The sequence below is a fragment of the Micrococcaceae bacterium Sec5.8 genome (assembly GCA_039636775.1).
GTDB lineage: Bacteria > Actinomycetota > Actinomycetes > Actinomycetales > Micrococcaceae > Arthrobacter.
The window spans coordinates 2,000,529-2,015,115 of the sequence record CP143429.1 but is presented as its reverse complement, the minus strand read 5'-3'; the positions used below and the strand labels follow the sequence as shown (position 1 = coordinate 2,015,115).

Here is a 14,587-nt window from a genome sequence, read left to right as displayed (position 1 = left end):
CGCCGTCGACTGCTCCGCAGCGGCCCTGGCCGCTAGGGCACCCGGTGCAGCCATTCCGGGGTGCCGAACTTGGCATCGACCCGGTGGCGCGCGGCGGCGAGCTCCGCCGCGGTAAGTTCCGAGAGGGTTGCGGAATACCGTTCGGTGAAGACCTCCATCATCGTGGCAACGATGTCGGCGCGGGACAGGCCCGTTTGCCGGCGGAGCGGATCTACGCGCTTCTTGGCGCTCCGGGTTCCCTTGTCCGAAAGCTTCTCCTTGCCGATCCGCAAGACCTCGACCATCTTGTCCGCGTCGATGTCGTAGCTCATGGTCACGTGGTGCAGCATCCCGCCGTTGGCAAGCCGTTTCTGCGCGGCGCCGCCAATCTTGCCCTGGTCGGTGGCGATGTCATTGAGCGGCACGTAGAACGCGCTGATCCCCATCTTCGCCAGGGCTGCCATCACCCAGGAATCCAGGAAGCCGTAAGAATCCGCGAAGCTGATGCCGTCCACCAGGCTCTGGGGCAGGTACAGCGAGTAAGTGATGCAGTTACCGGCCTCCATGAACATCGCTCCCCCGCCGCTGACCCGGCGGACCACGCTGATTCCGTGCCGTTCCACGCCGTCCGGGTGCAGCTCGTTGCGCACGGACTGGAAACTGCCGATCACCACAGACGGCTCCTTCCAGTCCCAAAAACGCAAGGTGGGATTGCGGCGCCCCGCCCCGACCTCTTCGGCCAGGACCTCATCGAGCGCCACGTTGACGTGGGTGGGCAGCACGGTCGGAGCGATGATGTCCCACTCGTGGTCCGCCCAGCCGGTGGCCTTCGCCAGGGCGCGCCTGATGGTGACGGCCACGGCGTCGGCCGAAAACCCGAACAGGACAGCGTCCGCAGGGAGGGCCGCGGACACCGCGGCGGAGATCTCCGCCGCGCTGGCATTCGCGGGCTGGCCGGTAAGCGCCGCATTGATCCCGGACAGCGCCTCGTCCGGCTCCAGAAAGAAGTCACCGCTGAGGGAGACCTGAGCGAGTACACCGTCGGCGACGAAGAAATCGGCGACGACGAGCTTACCGCCGGGAACCTTGTACTCCCCGTGGTGGCGGGTGCCGCCGGCGTCAGAGCTGCGGGGGTCAGTGGCCGGGGTGGGGGTTGTCATGGCATTAATCCTGCCACGCAGTGAGGGCCCCGGCTGCGGATACCGGTGCGGTTCCGCGCAGGACGAAAAAACCCGCACCGGTAACGGTGCGGGTTTTTTCGACAGACCTTGGGGAGAAGAGGTTACTTCTTGCCGCCGAAGCCCTTGAAGCGAGCATTGAAGCGCTCGACGCGGCCTGCGGAGTCCATGATGCGCTGTTTGCCCGTGTAGAACGGGTGGGACTCGGAGGAGATTTCGACGTCGATAACCGGGTAGGTGTTTCCGTCTTCCCACTCGATGGTCTTCTTGGAAGACACGGTGGACTTGGTCAGGAATTTGACGCCGGAAGCCAGGTCGTTGAAAACAACAGCTTCGTACTTCGGGTGAGTATCAGACTTCATAATTGGGCCTTTGTTCGCACAGCTGGATTTTGCCAGCTGCCAGGTATGAATGGGATGGCCGGCGGAATGCACCGGACGGCCAACTACCTATCATAGCCGAAACTCCGGGCCGTTGCGGACTGCCGGGTCCAGTGGGCCGGCGTTGTGGGCCGACGGCGCGGCCGGGGATGCGGGTCAGGGATGCGGGCCGGCGCTGGAGGCTGGCGGGCGCAATTCCCAAAAGCCGACGGCGGAGGCCGCCGCCACGTTGAGCGAGTCCACGCCGGCCCGCATGGGAATCTTCACCGCGAGGTCGACGGCGGCGAGGGTACCGGCGCCCAGGCCCGCGCCTTCGGTGCCCAGTACGAGCGCGAGCTTATCCAGCCGGCGTGCGGCCAGCTCATCGAGGTTCACGGCGTCGTCGGTAAGTTCCATGGCGGCAACAGTGAACCCGTGCCTGCGCAGCACTTCCAGGTCCCCGGGCCAGTCCTCCAGCCGGGCCCAGGGCACCTGGAACACCGTTCCCATGCTGACCCGGACGCTGCGCCGGTACAGCGGATCCCCGCAGCGCGGTGAGACGAGGACGGCATCGACGCCCAGCGCCGCGGCGGAGCGGAAGATCGCCCCGACGTTGGTGTGGTCCACGATGTCCTCGAGCACAGCCACCCTCCGGGCGCCGGCGAGGAGTTCGGCGAGCGGCACGGGGGCCGGCCGTTGCATGGCAGCCATCGCACCCCGGTGCAGATGAAAGCCGGTGATGTCCTCCAGGAGTCCGGCGGTGCCGATGTACGCCGGAACGTCCGGATACTGCGCAAAGACATCGGCGAGGTCCTCGAGCCATTTCTCGGCGAGGAAGAACGACCGCGGTCGGTGTCCCGCCGCCAATGCCCGGCGGAGCACCCGGGAGGACTCGGCGATGTACATGCCCTCGGCCGGTTCCCGGAGCTTGCGCAAGTGCACGTCCGTCAGCTGGGTGTAGTCCGAAACCCTGGGGTCATCGGCGGCGTTGAGGCGGTGGAAGGTCACGGGTGTGTCATTTCGATGGCGACGGAGCGGATTATTTGAAGAGGTTGGCGATCATGAAACCCAGGGCGACGAGGCCCAGGACAAAAATCACCCCGCGCAGGACCACCGGGGACAGCCGGCGGCCTACTTTGGAGCCGACCACTCCGCCGATCAGTGAGCTGACAGCGATCAGCCCCACGACCGGCCAGTCGATCCGGCCGAAGGCGAACAGCAGGTACGAGGCTGCCGCCACAACGTTCACGCCCAGGACCAGGATGTTCTTCATGGCGTTGGCGTTCTGGATGGTCCCGGTCATAAAGATTCCCAGGATGCCGACCAGCAGGATGCCCTGGGCGGCCACGAAGTATCCGCCGTAGACGCCGGCCAGGTAGACGAGGACCACGAGAACGACGCCGTGGCGTCGGTCCCGGATGGCGTGTTCGGGGTTTTGTTCCCGGTTCCGGACCCACTGCTGCAGCTTGGGCTGGAACAGCACCATCAGCAGTGCCAGCACAATCAGGGCGGGCGCGGCGTAGTGGAAGACCTTCTCGGGCAGGTGCAGCAGCAGATAGGCCCCGGTAATGCCGCCCAGCAGCGAAGCCGGCAGGAGTTTGAGGAGCTGCCTGCCGCGGCCCGTCAGTTCCTTGCGGTAGCCCCATGCTCCGGCTGCGTTCCCGGCCACCAGACCCATCGCGTTGCTGATGGAGGCGGTGACGGGCGCATAGCCCAGGGCAATCAGGACAGGGAACGTCACCAGGGTACCGGAACCGACAACACTGTTGATGGTGCCGGCCCACAGGCCTGCGAAGAAAATGAGGACGCTATTGAAGAATTCCACGCTCGGTCAACGACCCAATCAGCGCCGTGCGGTGGCGGCGTACCGGCCGGCGTTGACGCTGATATCCAGCGGCAGCCCGAACGTCTCACTCAGGTGTGCGGCCGTGAGGACGCTGCCGATCGGACCCTGGGCCACCACGGCGCCATCGCGCAGGAGCAGGGCGTGGGTGAAGCCGGGCGGGACTTCTTCAAGGTGGTGCGTGACCAGAACAATGGCCGGGGCTGCCTCGTCGCGGGCGAGTTCACTGAGCCGGTACACCAAATCCTCGCGGCCGGCGAGGTCAAGTCCGGCGGCCGGTTCATCAAGCAGGAGCAATTCCGGGTCCGTCATCAGGGCGCGGGCGATCTGAACGCGCTTGCGCTCCCCCTCGGACAGCGAGGCGAAGGGCCTGTTGAGCAGCGGTCCCATGCCCCACTCGTTCAGCAGCGCGAAGGCGCGGCGTTCGTCGTCTTTCTCGTATCCCTCCCGCCACCGTCCGGTCACGCCGTAAGCGGCCGTCACCACAACGTTCAGGACTTTCTCGTGCTCCGGGATCTGGTTGGCCAGCGCGGCCGAGGACAGGCCGATCCGGGGCCGTAGTTCAAAGACGTCGACGGCGCCGAGGACTTCCTCCAGGATGCCGGCCATGCCACTCGTGGGATGGATCCGCGCCGCAGCAAGCTGGAGCAGAGTGGTCTTACCGGCGCCGTTGGGGCCCAGAATCACCCAACGCTCGCCTTCCTTGACCTGCCAGTCAACCTTGTCCAGGAGGGTTTTTGCCCCGCGTACAACGCTGACGGCGGCCATTTCAAGAACATCACTCATAGGAGTAGACACTAGGACAAAAAAGCGGACGACTGATAACCGGCGGGGAGCACCGCGCGTGCACCGCCGGGGTTCCGCGCGGTCACTGGAGCGCAACGAATTCCGGCGGCTATCCGCATCCTCGTTAGGATTGCAGCCATGAACCTGTTCGGAACCGCCGTGAGCTATGCCCCGAAACTGACCGATCCCCAGGTGCAGCGGCTCCGTTCGCTGCTCGCTGGGGCAGGACTGGCGCTGGGCGCCGAAACCCGGACCGGGGACTCCCGCTTCGAGGTCTACACGGCGGACGTTGGTTTCGGCGCGGCGGGCACCCCGGTCGCAGACGGAACGCTGGCGGACCTCCGCCGGGCGGTGGCCGGGATCGGCTCCGACGGCGTCGACACGGCCATCGTCCCCGCGGCCCTTCGCGGTGCGGCCCGGAAGATGCTCCTGATGGATGTGGATTCCACCCTGATCCAGCAGGAAGTGATCGAACTCCTGGCGGCCTACGCCGGCAAACGCGCCGAGGTCACAGCCGTGACCGAGGCCGCCATGCGCGGCGAACTGGACTTTGCCCAAAGTCTGCACGCCCGGGTGGCGGTGCTCGCCGGACTGCCGGCCGACGTCGTGGATTCCGTCCGGGCCGAAGTGACACTCAGCCTGGGTGCGGCGGAGCTCGTGGCCGCTTTCCGGGCCGCCGGACATGTGGTGGCCGTGGTCTCGGGCGGTTTCAACCAGATCCTGGGGCCAATTGCGGCCGGGCTGGGGCTGGACCACTGGATTGCCAATGAGCTGGAGATCGTCGACGGCGCGCTGACCGGCAAGGTGGTCGGTGAGGTGATTGACCGGGCGGCCAAGGAGAGGTACCTGCGCGAATGGGCTGCCGAGGAAGGCATCCCGCTGGAGCACACGATTGCAGTCGGCGACGGCGCGAACGACCTCGACATGCTCTCAGCTGCCGGGATGGGCGTGGCGTTCAACGCCAAACCGGCTGTCCGGGCCGCGGCGGACGCTGCGGTGAACATGCCCTATCTCGACGCCGTGCGGTACATCGCCGGCGTCTGAAGCTCACCGTAGGCGGAGGATCAGACTGGCCCAGCAGAAATGGCCGGGGCACCTGCCCCGGCCATCTCCCTGGTCCGCTCGAAGCGGCTGTTGTTTAGCTGCTGCTCTTGTCGAAGTAATCGGCTCCGCCGACGTACTCGGTGTGGCCGCTTTCGACGTCGGCGGCCACCATTTTAGCGACCTCTGCCCCGAACTCCTTGACGGAATACAGCCTTCCCGCCTCTGCCCGCCGGGCCTCGATGGCGCCCGGGTTGGAGCGGTCCAGCAGGGTGGCGGTGACGGTGCCCTCAATCATGTCCCCGGAGACGACGACGAGGGAGATGCTCTTTTCGGCAAGGTTCGGAATGAGTTCGCGGAGGGCGTCCTCCCCGGCGCGCTTGCTGCGTGCCACCGGCTCGTAGTTCTCCATGGTGGGGACGGTGTTGATGAAGTGGGCCTGGTGGCTGGTCACGAACACCACCCGGGAACCCTCCGGCATCAGCGGTACGGCTGCGTTGAGCATGTTCACCTGGGCGTCGCGGTTGAGCTTGAGGGCGTAGTCCGGTTCGACACCGGATTCCATCCCGCCGGAGGCGTTAAGCACCAGGAGGTCGAGCGAGCCGAAGTTCTCCATCGCGGCGCTGGCAAGGGCCTGGACACCTTCCTGGGTGGTGAGGTCGGCTCCGACGGCCACGGCACGTCCGCCGCCGGCTTCGATTTCCGCGACCACTTTGTTGGCGCGGGGCGCCTTCTGACGGTAGTTCACTACGACGGCGGCGCCCTCGGCGGCGAGGAACTTGGCCACCTCCGCGCCGATGCCCCGTGACGAACCGGTCACGATTGCGGTCTTGTTATCCAGCAGTCCCATATGAGCTCCTTTGTTCCAAACGTCCAAAAAACGGTGGGTCTGCTGTCCATCATGCCAGCGCCACGGGTCTTTTCGGTTGTCCGGGTTCCACAAAGAAGCCGCACGAGACTAGTGCCGGCCCCGTGCCCCGGAGCAGCGTTTTGGAGCATGCGACCCGAGGACGGCAAGGGCAGTCGAGCGGCGTCAGGGCCCGACGCCGCGGGGCGTGACGGAGGATTCGACGCCGGCGCCGCGAAGCGCTCGCCGCGGCCGGTTAGTGCCCCGGCGCAGGCTACGCGTGGTCGATCCGGATTTTCCGGCTGGTTGCCTCCGGCGGGGCGGCGGGGGCGGCGGGGGCGCGTACCTCCAGCACGCCGTCTTTGTAGGTGGCGGTGATGTCCTCTTCCCTGGCTCCCGGCGGCAGAGCGACACTGCGTGTGAACGAGCCGTAGCGGAACTCGGAGTGGTAACCGTCCTTGCTTTTCTGCTCGGACTTTTCCTCGCGTTCGGCTTTGATGTGCAGCCTGCCGTCACTGACGGAGACGTCCACGTCCTTGTCCGGGTCTATCCCCGGCACCTCGGCACGCACCACCAGGGTGCTGCCGTCCACGAACTGCTCGACCTTGATGGATGGGGTCATCGTAAGGTCGCCGTCCATGAAACGCTTGAAGGGTTCCAGCACGTCCGACGGCACCCACTTGTTTAGCTCTGCCACGATAGTCCTCCTGATGCCATGCCCCTGCCATGGTGTGGTCAGGGACTCTAGCCCCAGTACACACCCGGCTTGGATCGGCGCTTAGGGCATAAGGTCCCGTGGTGGCCGGCTAGTGGCCCATGCCGAGGCCGCCGTCCACCGGGATCACGGCCCCGGAAATGTACGCGGCCTCGTCACTGGCGATCCAGCGGACCACATTGGCGACCTCGGAGGCCTCGGCGAAGCGCGCGGCCGGCACCTTGGACAAATAGTCTTTCTGCGTGGCCTCCGGCAGTTCCGCCGTCATGTCGGTGTTGATGAACCCCGGCGCCACCACATTGGCGGTGATCCCGCGGGCACCCAATTCGCGGGTCAGCGAGCGGGCGATGCCCACCAGGCCCGCTTTCGAGGCCGAGTAATTGATCTGGCCGGGCGCGCCGTAAAGGCCCGATACGGACGAGATCAGGACCACCCGGCCTTTGCGTGCCCGGATCATTCCCTTGGAGGCGCGCTTGATCACCCGGAAGGCGCCGGTGAGGTTGGTGTCGATGACCGAGGTGAAATCATCCTCGCTCATCCGCATCAGGAGCGTGTCCTTGGTGATGCCGGCATTCGCCACCAGCACCTCCACGGGACCATGCGCCGCTTCGACGTCGGCGAACGCGGCGTCCACAGACCCCTCATCGGTGACGTCGGCCTTTACGCCGAGAATGCCGGCGGGGAGGGCCGATTCGCTGCGGTAGGTCACGGCCACCTTGTCGCCGTTGGCGAGGAAGGCCTCGGCGATGGCAAGGCCGATTCCGCGGTTGCCGCCGGTGATCAGGACGCTGCGGCCGGTGGTTGCTGCTTCAGGCATGGTGGGGCTCCGGAATTCTGCGGCGGGACGGCGCCGCGCTGGGGGCGGAATTTTTGCTGCCTCCGATCTTAGCGCCCGGTTGGTCCGCGTTTGGGTGGCCCTGCCGTTGGTGAGAGAATTGTTCTAAGCCTTGGGAGCGTGATCGAACAGCCTTGACACTCAAAAACCGACCCGGTGTACCTGTGCCCGGGAATCCGGAGCTTCCCTCCGGTGACATTGAGGTTCACAGCATTACGGACGCCGCCACAGCGCACTCGGAAGAGATGCGCCAGCGGATGATCAAGTACGCCATTGCGATGGGCATCCGCATGGTGTGCCTTGTTCTAATTTTTGTGGTGGATGGCTGGCTGAAGATCCTCCCGGTCATCGGGGCCGTGTTCCTGCCCTGGTTTGCGGTGATCATCGCCAACGGCGGCGACGCCGCGGAGGTTCACTCCGATTCGCTGTTGGACTACGCTCCGCTGGCTCAGCTCGATGCACCGGCCGCACCCGTCGTTCCCCCCGAAACTGGTGTACCGGCGCCGGAGGATCCGTCCGTGACGCTGCTCCAGGGCGAAGTCGTTGAGGATGAGGAGTCCCCGCAGGACGTCCCCGGGCGCCGCGGCGACGATTCGGGGCGGGCTGCGTCATGAACCTTTTTGACCTCACCGGGAATGGGAGCGCAGCCGGACCGGCCGACGCCCGCTGTTCCCGCAAGGCATGCCGGAACGGCGCCGACTGGCAGCTGCTCTGGAACAACCCCAAGATCCATACCCCGGACCGGCGCAAGATCTGGCTGGCCTGCGGAGAGCATCGGGCCTGGCTCGAGGACTATCTGCAGACCCGTGGACTCTGGAAGGACACTGTGGCATTGGACCCGGCAGGCAAGGCACGCTGAATGTACCGTTTTCTGTTCTCCAGTAAGTGGCTGGGGTATTTGTTGCTGGCTGCGATTTTTGCTGCGGCTTGCGTTGGCCTGGGCCGCTGGCAGATGGACCGCCGCGCTGAGACCCTCGCCGGCATCAACCGCGTCGTGTCCAACTACTCCGCCACCCCGGTCCCGTTCGCCCAGGTGAAAGACCAGTTCACCACCCTCGCGGCCGAACGCGAATGGACCCAGGTGGAGCTGAAGGGAAGTTATGACGTCGCCGGGCAGAGGATCGTCCGCAATCGTCCCCTCAACGGCCAGCCCGGGTACGAAGTCGTAGTGCCCTTCAAGGTCAACACCGGGGAAACCGTCGTGATCGACCGCGGCTGGCTCCCGATCGGCAACAACAACCCGGGCCGCCCCGACTCGGTCCCGGCGCCCCCGCAAGGCCCCGTGACCGTCGTCGCACGCTTGAAGCCGGCTGAGCCGGAGCTCCAGCGGGGTGCCCCCGACGGCCAGCTGGCCTCGATCGACCTCAAAACATACTCCGCCCAGCTTGGATATCCTCTGCTCACGGGTGCGTACGGCCAGTTGGCGTCAGAAAATCCGGCAGCCGCGGACATGCCGTTTCCGTTTCCGAAGCCGTCGACTGACGAGGGCACCCACCTGTCGTACTCGCTGCAGTGGTTCGCGTTCGGCGTGCTGATGTTCATCGGTTTCGGATACGCGGCCCGGCAGCAGGCGCGCAACGCGGCCATTGACGCCGAGGACGCCGAAACCCAGGCCGTTGATGGGGATGGCGCCTTCATGCACTCCAGCGGCCCGGCCGCGCGCCGCCGTCCTGCGCCGCGGAGACGGAGGAACGCGACCGCGGAGGAAGAAGAAGATGCCATCCTCGATGCCCAGGGGTTCTGAGGTGGCCGGCATCGTTCCAGAGCCAGTGGCCCGGGTGAAGCGTGCCTTGGGCGCCCTCGGTGCTCAGGACACCGTCATGAGCTTCGCGTCGGCGGTCCCGACGGCGGCAGCGGCGGCCGCCGCGCTGGGCTGCGATGTCGCAGCCATCACCAACAGTCTCGTGTTCAACCATGACGGCGTTCCGCTGCTGATCCTGGCCAGCGGCTCAGCCAGGGTGGATGTCGGCAAGGTCGCCGGCCAACTGGGTACTGGCACGATCCGCCGGGCCGCCCATGCGTTCGTGCTGGAACACACCGGCCAGGAGGTAGGCGGCGTGGCCCCGGTCGGGCATCCGGCAAAGATCAGAACCCTGCTGGACGAGTCCCTCGCGGCCCACCCCGTCCTCTGGGCAGGCGCGGGAGAGAACCACTCGATGTTCTCGATCAGCTACGGGGAGTTGCGCAGGATCACCGGGGCCGAGGTCATGCCGGTGCGCTGATACCGGTAATCTGCCCGCATGCGCCGAGGCGCGACGACGCCTACGCCAGCGTAATCAGGTCAAGGTAGTCTTCGTTCCAGTGGTCCTCAATGCCGTCGGGCAGCAGCACGACGCGCTCGGGATTCAGGGCCGCAACGGCGCCTTCGTCGTGGCTGACCAACACCACGGCGCCCGTGTAGTTGCTCAGCGCGCCTAGAATTTCCGCGCGGCTGGCCGGGTCCAGGTTGTTCGTGGGCTCATCGAGGAGCAGCACGTTAGCGCTGGAAGCCACAATGGTGGCCAGGGCCAGCCTGGTCTTCTCGCCGCCGGACAAGACCCCGGCGGGCTTATCGACGTCGTCACCGGAGAACAGGAACGAACCCAGGATGTTGCGGACCTCCGCGTCGTTCATGTCCGGAGCGGAGGAGCGCATGTTCTGCAGAACAGTGCGGTCGACGTCGAGCGTCTCGTGTTCCTGGGCGTAGTAGCCCACCTTCAGGCCGTGGCCGGCCACCACCTCGCCGGTGTCCGGCTTGTCGACGCCGGCCAGCATGCGCAGGAGGGTGGTCTTGCCGGCGCCGTTCAGGCCCAGGATGACCACCTTGGAGCCGCGGTCGATGGCAAGGTCCACGTCGGTGAAAATTTCCAGCGATCCGAAGGATTTGCTGAGCCCGTCGGCGGTGAGCGGGGTCTTGCCGCAGGGCGACGGATCCGGGAAACGCAGCGCTGCTACACGGTCGGTGGCACGAACGGCCTCGAGGCCACCGAGCAGACGCTCGGCACGCTTGGCCATGTTCTGCGCGGCGACGGCCTTGGTGGCCTTGGCGCGCATCTTGTTGGCCTGGTCGAAGAGGACCTGGGCCTTCTTTTCCGCGTTGGCGCGCTCCCGCTTGCGGGCGCGCTCGTCCGTTTCACGCTGCTGGAGGTAACGCTTCCAGTCCATGTTGTAGAAGTCGATCTGGGCGCGGTTGGGGTCCAGCAGGAAGACCTTGTTGACCGTGGCCTCCAGCAGCTCGGTGTCGTGGCTGATCACAATCAAGCCGCCCTGGTGGTTCTTCAGGAACTCGCGGAGCCAGGCGATGGAGTCCGCATCGAGGTGGTTGGTGGGCTCATCGAGGAGCATCGTCTCGGCGTCCGAGTACAGGATGCGGGCGAGTTCGACGCGGCGGCGCTGGCCGCCGGAGAGCGTTTTGAGCGGCTGGTTCAGCAGCCGGTCCGGGAGGGCCAGGTTGGAGCAAATCGCGGCGGCTTCGGCTTCCGCGGAGTAGCCGCCGGCAGCCAGAAACTCGGACTCGAGCCGGTCGTACCGGTTCATGGCCTTGCGCTGGACCTCGGCGTCGTCGCTGGCCATGTCCTCGTGGGTCTGCTTGAGCTTGTTGACGGCGATGTCCAGGCCGCGGGCGGCCAGGATCCGGTCGCGGGCCAGCTGCTCCATGTCGGGGGTCCGGGGGTCCTGGGGAAGGTAGCCGATCTCACCGCTGCGGGTGACTTTCCCTCCGGCGGGCAGGCCCTCGCCGGCGAGCACCCGGGTGAGCGTGGTCTTGCCTGCACCGTTACGGCCTACCAGGCCGATCTTGTCTCCCTTGTCGATCCGGAAGCTCACCTGGTCCATAAGGAGGCGGGCGCCGGCGCGCAGTTCGAGATCCTGGACGGTAATCAATGCAGCTAAGGCCTTTCACAACGGGGAACGCCGCGGCACAACGGATGGAAGCTTGGGGGGTGCCGGGGCAGTACGGCCGAGAGTTCGGCCTTCCCCAGTCTACCGGCCCAGCCTCGCCTTGCTGACAAGGGCCGGCAGGCGCCCGCGGTGAACGGCCGGCAGGCGCCCGCGGTGAACGGCCGGCGGCGGTGGCGCCCGGCATAGCCGTTATCGCCGGTGGCCGTTGGGCCTGCCCTCCAGTTCCGGCGCGGCGGGTTGGTAGGGCTCCTACAAAAATCCGATCCCGGCATGCTCGTAGAGTCGGAATCAGATGCCAGCCCTTTACCCGTGACAGGAACTCCCATGACGAAGACTGACGGCGGCACTGCCGCCACCGCCGCCCGGCAGCGGCACCGCTGGAACGCCACCGACCTGGGACTGATTGCCGTCTTTGCCGCCCTGGTAGGTGCCTCCGCGCTGGTCGCGGCCATTCCGGTGGCGGGATTGGGTGTCCCCATTACGGTGCAGACCCTCGCCGTCATGCTCGCCGGCCTTGCGCTGGGCCCCGGCAGGGCGTTTGCCGCCGTCGGGCTGTACGTTCTCCTTGGACTGGCCGGACTGCCCATCTTCAGCGGCGGGCGCAGCGGGCTGGCGGTCCTGGCGGGCCCTTCTGCGGGTTACATCGTTGGATTCGTGCTGGCGGCCACGACGGCGGGCTGGCTGGCCACCGTGGTGCTGCGCCGGACGGCGGGCCGACCGGGCAAGCTCCGTGCGGTGCTTCTCTTCGCGGCCGCGATGGTGAGCAGTGTCATCTTTGTCCACGGTCTCGGCATCCTCGGCATGATGGTCAACGCCAAGCTGGCCTTCTCGCAGGCGTTCCTGGCGGACCTTGTGTTCTATCCCGGTGACGTGATCAAAAACATACTGGCAGTAATGATTGCCCTGGCCCTGCACAAGGCGTTTCCGGATCTGCTGGTCCGCCGGGTCCGAACCTTCGGAGCGGTCGGCACTGCGGCACCCGTCGGGCGCCCCAACGCCACGCCAAATCACCGGCCGTGAGCAGTATCGTGCTGGACCGGGCTGCGGTGCGGGTGGCGGTCGACGGCCGCGCCGGCCCGAAAACCCTCCTCGAGGAGCTGTCCCTGGAGCTGACCGAACCGCGAATCGGCGTGATAGGTGCCAATGGCTCCGGCAAATCCACTTTGCTCCGGCTGCTGAATGGCCTGGTGGCGCCGAGCAGTGGCACCGTCACGGTGGATGGCTGGGACACCGTACGGTCCGTGCGTGATGTCCGCCGGCGCGTGGGCTTCGTCTTCACGGACCCGCTGTCCCAGCTCGTGATGCCGACCGGCCGCGAGGACGTGGAACTGTCCCTCCGGCGCTCTGTTCGGAACGCCCGGGAACGCCGGGCGACGGCGGAAAGGGCGCTGGCCCGTTTCGGACTGCTGGCGCTGGCTGACCAGAGTATTTATGAACTGTCCGGCGGGGAACGCCAGCTCCTTGCCCTCACGGCGGTCCTCGCTGTGGACCCGGCCGTGCTGGTGCTGGACGAACCGTCCACCCTGCTTGACCTGCGCAACCGTGAGCTGCTGCGGCGGACCCTGGCCGGACTCAGCCAGCAAGTCATCCTGTCCACCCATGATCTTGAACTCGTTCTGGACCTGGACCGGGTCCTCGTGGTTGACGCGGGCGCGGTGGTGTTCGATGGGTTGCCGGCCGCCGCCGTCCATTATTACCGGGAGCTGTGCGCGGCCGGACTGCCGGGTTCCGATCCTCGCCCGGATTCGGGCCCGGGCTTGGGCCCGGGCTCCAACCCGGGTTCGGGCCGGCCGCCCCGGGACGGGACGAAGCCGGACAATCCGAGACTCACGGATCCCGGTGCGACAGATTCCGGTCCGACAGATTCCGGTTCGACAGGTCCCGTTGCCAAGGATTCTTATCCCGCGGACCCCGCGTCCACGGATTCGCGTTTGGGGCGGCGGTGAGCGGCCACGGCTTCCTGCTCGCCAACTATGCGCCCGGGGGTTCCGTGGTGCACCGGGCGCCGCTGTGGCTGAAGTTCCTCCTGGTGGTCGGTTGCGGCATGGCGTCGTTCCTGGTGGTGGACTGGGCCGCCGCAGCCGCCGCTTTGGCCTCGTTGTGCGGGGTTTTCCTGCTCAGCGGGGCGGGTCCGGTTCGGTTGTGGCGGGCGGTCCGGCCGGTGCTTCCGGTTCTGGCGGCGATCGGCGTGTTCCAGTGGTGGCAGCTCGGCGGACCCACCGCGGCCCGGATTGTGCTCAACGTGCTGGTTTGCATCGTGGCGGCGTCCATCCTCACCGCCACTACGCCGGTGCAACGGTTACTGGACGGGGTGGCATCCCTGGCCCGGCCCTTCGAGCGCTTCGGCGCGGATCCCGAACGCTTCGCGCTGACCATCGCCATCATGCTGCGCAGCCTCCCGTTCATCGCCGGCGCCTACAGCGATGTCCGCGACGCCGCAAGGGCGCGCGGGCTTGAGCGCAACCCCCGGGCCCTCATCCTCCCGGTCTTCATCACCACAGTCGCCTTCGCCCGGCAGACCGGAGACGCCCTCGCGGCACGCGGCCTGGGCGAGGCTGACCCTGACGACTAGATCCCTGTCCGGCGGCCCGTCCGCCAGCGGACATGCCCACCCTTCGCCCGGGCCAGTGGACATAAACCCACTATGTCCGTTGGCTGGATCCTAAATTGGGCATGTCCCCGCCAGATCCGGACATGCCCATTGGCTGATCCTGGGACCGGACATGTTCTTTCCTCGCCCGGGCCAGGGGACATAAACCCACTATGTCCGTTGGCTGGATCCTAAATTGGGCATGTCCCCGCCAGGACCGGACATGCCCATTGGCTGGATCCTAAGACCGGACATGTTCTTTCCTCGCCCGGGACAGGGGACATAAACCCACTATGTCCATTGGCTGGATCCTAAATTGGGCATGCCCCCGCCAGGACCGGACATGCCCATTGGCTGGATCCTAAATTGGGCATGCCCCCGCCAGGACCGGACATGCCCATTGGCTGGATCCTAAACTGGGCATGCCCCCGCCAGGACCGGACATGCCCATTGGCTGGATCCTAAGACCGGACATGCCCACCCTTCGCCCGGGCCAATGGACATAAACCCACTATGTCCATTGGCTGGATCCTAA

At 66.4% G+C, this 14,587-nt stretch carries 16 protein-coding genes and 1 pseudogene; 8 read left to right on the top strand and 9 right to left on the bottom strand.

Features of this window, described 5'->3' with window-relative positions:
• Window positions 1-32: 32 nt before the first annotated feature.
• From VUN84_09280 to VUN84_09260, 5 genes are all read right to left on the bottom strand, one after another.
• Window positions 33-1,139 carry a biotin/lipoate A/B protein ligase family protein gene (locus VUN84_09280; GenBank protein XAS62542.1) on the bottom strand — a complete coding sequence of 369 codons (1,107 nt, stop codon included), beginning with the start codon at window positions 1,137-1,139 and terminating at the stop codon, window positions 33-35.
• A gap of 122 nt (window positions 1,140-1,261) precedes the next feature.
• On the bottom strand, window positions 1,262-1,519 hold the full coding sequence (locus VUN84_09275; GenBank protein XAS62541.1) for a type B 50S ribosomal protein L31: 258 nt from the start codon (window positions 1,517-1,519) through the stop codon (window positions 1,262-1,264).
• Window positions 1,520-1,693: 174 nt separating this feature from the next.
• A complete protein-coding gene (locus tag VUN84_09270) occupies window positions 1,694-2,524 on the bottom strand; it encodes an RNA methyltransferase (GenBank protein XAS62540.1) in 831 nt (276 codons plus the stop codon).
• 31 nt (window positions 2,525-2,555) lie between these two features.
• On the bottom strand, window positions 2,556-3,341 hold the full coding sequence (locus VUN84_09265) for a sulfite exporter TauE/SafE family protein (GenBank protein XAS62539.1): 786 nt from the start codon (window positions 3,339-3,341) through the stop codon (window positions 2,556-2,558).
• 18 nt (window positions 3,342-3,359) lie between these two features.
• Entirely contained in the window at window positions 3,360-4,145 is a 786-nt protein-coding gene (locus VUN84_09260) for an ABC transporter ATP-binding protein (GenBank protein ID XAS62538.1), read from the bottom strand.
• 138 nt (window positions 4,146-4,283) lie between these two features.
• Here VUN84_09260 and serB point away from each other — a divergent pair, with 138 nt between their 5' ends.
• Window positions 4,284-5,189, top strand: coding sequence for a phosphoserine phosphatase SerB (gene serB / locus VUN84_09255; GenBank protein XAS62537.1), 906 nt, complete (start codon window positions 4,284-4,286; stop codon window positions 5,187-5,189).
• 94 nt (window positions 5,190-5,283) lie between these two features.
• On the opposite strand, the gene VUN84_09250 is transcribed toward serB, so the two are convergent.
• The 3 genes from VUN84_09250 to fabG form a co-directional block, all read right to left on the bottom strand.
• Window positions 5,284-6,036, bottom strand: a complete 753-nt coding sequence (locus VUN84_09250) for an SDR family oxidoreductase (protein XAS62536.1) — start codon at window positions 6,034-6,036, stop codon at window positions 5,284-5,286.
• 271 nt (window positions 6,037-6,307) lie between these two features.
• Complete coding sequence (locus tag VUN84_09245; GenBank protein ID XAS62535.1) at window positions 6,308-6,730, bottom strand: Hsp20/alpha crystallin family protein; 423 nt, start codon at window positions 6,728-6,730, stop codon at window positions 6,308-6,310.
• Between the two features lie 109 nt (window positions 6,731-6,839).
• Window positions 6,840-7,565, bottom strand: coding sequence for a 3-oxoacyl-ACP reductase FabG (gene fabG, locus VUN84_09240; protein ID XAS62534.1), 726 nt, complete (start codon window positions 7,563-7,565; stop codon window positions 6,840-6,842).
• A gap of 182 nt (window positions 7,566-7,747) precedes the next feature.
• On the opposite strand from fabG, the gene VUN84_09235 reads away from it, so the two are divergent.
• From VUN84_09235 to VUN84_09220, 4 genes are read left to right on the top strand one after another with little or no spacing between them, the layout of a single operon-like run.
• On the top strand, window positions 7,748-8,197 hold the full coding sequence (locus VUN84_09235) for a DUF3099 domain-containing protein (GenBank protein ID XAS62533.1): 450 nt from the start codon (window positions 7,748-7,750) through the stop codon (window positions 8,195-8,197).
• The gene (locus tag VUN84_09230; GenBank protein ID XAS62532.1) at window positions 8,194-8,442 is read left to right on the top strand and encodes a hypothetical protein; all 249 of its coding nucleotides are present in this window, start codon (window positions 8,194-8,196) and stop codon (window positions 8,440-8,442) included. Before VUN84_09235 ends, VUN84_09230 begins: the two co-directional genes overlap by 4 nt.
• On the top strand, window positions 8,443-9,327 hold the full coding sequence (locus VUN84_09225; protein XAS62531.1) for an SURF1 family protein: 885 nt from the start codon (window positions 8,443-8,445) through the stop codon (window positions 9,325-9,327).
• Complete coding sequence (locus tag VUN84_09220) at window positions 9,311-9,805, top strand: YbaK/EbsC family protein (protein XAS65805.1); 495 nt, start codon at window positions 9,311-9,313, stop codon at window positions 9,803-9,805. Before VUN84_09225 ends, VUN84_09220 begins: the two co-directional genes overlap by 17 nt.
• A 40-nt stretch (window positions 9,806-9,845) precedes the next feature.
• Here the strand turns inward: VUN84_09220 and VUN84_09215 are convergent, their stop codons facing one another.
• Entirely contained in the window at window positions 9,846-11,444 is a 1,599-nt protein-coding gene (locus VUN84_09215) for an ABC-F family ATP-binding cassette domain-containing protein (protein XAS62530.1), read from the bottom strand.
• A gap of 342 nt (window positions 11,445-11,786) precedes the next feature.
• Between VUN84_09215 and VUN84_09210 the strand changes: the two genes are divergently transcribed.
• The 3 genes and pseudogenes from VUN84_09210 (at window position 11,787) to VUN84_09200 (ending at window position 14,034) form a co-directional block, all read left to right on the top strand.
• On the top strand, window positions 11,787-12,482 hold the full coding sequence (locus tag VUN84_09210) for a biotin transporter BioY (GenBank protein XAS62529.1): 696 nt from the start codon (window positions 11,787-11,789) through the stop codon (window positions 12,480-12,482).
• A pseudogene (locus VUN84_09205) lies at window positions 12,479-13,183 on the top strand (ABC transporter ATP-binding protein). Before VUN84_09210 ends, VUN84_09205 begins: the two are co-directional and overlap by 4 nt.
• Before the next feature lie 221 nt (window positions 13,184-13,404).
• Complete coding sequence (locus VUN84_09200) at window positions 13,405-14,034, top strand: energy-coupling factor transporter transmembrane protein EcfT (GenBank protein XAS62528.1); 630 nt, start codon at window positions 13,405-13,407, stop codon at window positions 14,032-14,034.
• Window positions 14,035-14,587: the final 553 nt, after the last annotated feature.